This window comes from Bifidobacterium pullorum subsp. saeculare, assembly GCF_016899725.1.
GTDB classification, from domain to species: Bacteria; Actinomycetota; Actinomycetes; order Actinomycetales; family Bifidobacteriaceae; genus Bifidobacterium; species Bifidobacterium pullorum_C.
The window spans coordinates 1-1,955 of sequence record NZ_JACLYU010000050.1 but is presented as its reverse complement, the minus strand read 5'-3'; the positions used below and the strand labels follow the sequence as shown (position 1 = coordinate 1,955).

The following is a 1,955-nucleotide window of genomic DNA, read 5'->3' as shown; positions in this document are numbered from 1 at the left end:
GGCTGCCCGTGCCCGCGCAGCACGGGCAGCCACTGCGGCGGCATCGCCTTGGGATACCTGCCGCACGGCATGTCCGTCGACACCCGCACCCGCACCGGCGGCTCGCGCGACTGGCCGGAATGCCGGCACGGCCGCTCCCGCGCCGCCGGCGCCGCGCCGTTCCCATGCCGCCCGGCCTGGGCGAGCAGGCGCCTGGCCGTGCCCCCGCCCACCCCGGGCGTCTCGCGCATCCTGTCCAGGATGACGCCCTTCCGCTTCTTCGACGCCCTCACATACTCGTCCCTGAACCTGAGGGTGACCTGCCGCTTCGCCGCCATGGTGATCCCGTCTTCCATACGACCAGCCGAACAGACCGACCCGGTCTCGCGCTCACTCCCGATGAGGCACCACTACACAATTCGCGCTCAAAAAACGCGAAGCACGTCGCCGCGCTGAAGAGCGCGGACAACCTTGCTAAGCTTGGTGAGGGCTCTACGCTGAGCATTGATAACAGCACTCTCGCATGCACGACCGTATCCGCTCCTCGGTCTCCGTCATGCTCTGGTACGGCTACCCCTGCGCTGGATCTGGGTATTTACCTGGTTGTGGACAGTGCTGAGCCTACTAAAACTGGTGACCCCGTGTCCGCTGTGACGACGAGCCAGGCCATCGCCATGATTGTCAGCCCGGGCAAGGTCGTCAAAGACCAAGGTATTGTTATTCCGAATGATAACGATGGTTGGACCGTGACCATCGACATGAAGAACGAGGTCACCCCGGTCACCAAGACCGTCACTGACCCGGAGAAGGTGCCGGGTGTGGGGGATACCCGCGTATGGACCATCACCAGCAAGGTTCCGAACTGGAATGGCAAGAACCTGAAAGACACGGACACCAAGTTCACCTTCACTGATACTCCAGGTAAAGGCCAGACTGTGGATTTCAAGAGCATCGAGATTACGATTGGTGAAGGTTCCAGCATCTATGATGAGAACTCCATGCTCACCAAACCGACCAGTGCTGGGACTGCCGACACGTGGGATGCAACTGGTACTGAGTCGTTCGTGATTAATCTGACGGAATACATGAAGACCGTTGCCGTGTCTGGTCCGAGCAGCAAGATTGGCCAGGCCATCACCATGACCTATGAGTCGACGGTCAATGTCGCTGCTGTTGTTGAGTTGGGCTCAGAAGACACAATTAAGAACCGTGTTGAGGTGAACAACAACGGTGGCACTGCCGAAGCTTCCGATGACCTGCCGAAGCCGGTCTCCTTCAGCTTCACCAAGGTGGACGCCGACGGTGCCGGCCTTGCTGGTGCCCACTTCAGCCTTACCCGTTCCAACGCGCCCACCGGTGCGTATGTGCCAGAGACAAACGAGTTCATGAAGGTCACCACTGGCGCCAAGGGAACGTACACGATTGATCCGCTGAATGAGACTGCTGAGCAGGCTTCTGGCGAGAAGAAGACCTCCCCGAATACCGAGTGGTATCCGATGGAATCCGGCGAGGGTGGCAAGGTTACGGTCAATGGCGTCGGCGACGGCACCTATGTGATCCAGGAGACGCATGCCCCCTGACACCTACTGGCAGACCGCGCTGCCGACGATGACCGTCACCGTCGCGGGCGGTAAGGTCTCGTTCGCTGCCACGACGGATACCTTCGGCCTTGTCACCGTCGATAACACGACTGACGAAAACAATGGCACTGCGACGGTGAAGAACATCCGCAACATTACCCAGCTGCCGCTGACCGGTGCCGCGGGCATCGCGATGTTCACTGTCGTGGGTCTGCTGGTCCTCGGCGCTGGCGTGGGCGTGTACGTCAAGTCCCGCTCCACCCGCAAGGCCATGATGGCCTGACCTGCTGATACGGAAGCGGCCACCCCGGCCCCTTCCGTCTCAGCCCATCCCTAGCGAAGCCGCCCCCGCCGGTTCCACCGGCCCGGGCGGCTTCGCTAGGGATGGGCTGAGAC

At 61.4% G+C, this 1,955-nt stretch carries 2 protein-coding genes and 1 pseudogene; 2 read left to right on the top strand and 1 reads right to left on the bottom strand.

The window, feature by feature from the left end; translation table 11 throughout:
• Nucleotides 1–335, bottom strand: a pseudogene (locus tag H7U32_RS09325) (integrase catalytic domain-containing protein); the annotation flags it as partial.
• Between the two features lie 285 nt (nt 336–620).
• Here H7U32_RS09325 and H7U32_RS09320 point away from each other — a divergent pair.
• Nucleotides 621–1,559, top strand: coding sequence for a SpaA isopeptide-forming pilin-related protein (locus tag H7U32_RS09320; protein WP_204469789.1), 939 nt, complete (start codon nt 621–623; stop codon nt 1,557–1,559).
• Nucleotides 1,549–1,842 (top strand): LPXTG cell wall anchor domain-containing protein, encoded by a 294-nt coding sequence (locus H7U32_RS09315; RefSeq protein WP_204469788.1) that lies wholly within the window; start codon nt 1,549–1,551, stop codon nt 1,840–1,842. Before H7U32_RS09320 ends, H7U32_RS09315 begins: the two co-directional genes overlap by 11 nt.
• Nucleotides 1,843–1,955: the final 113 nt, after the last annotated feature.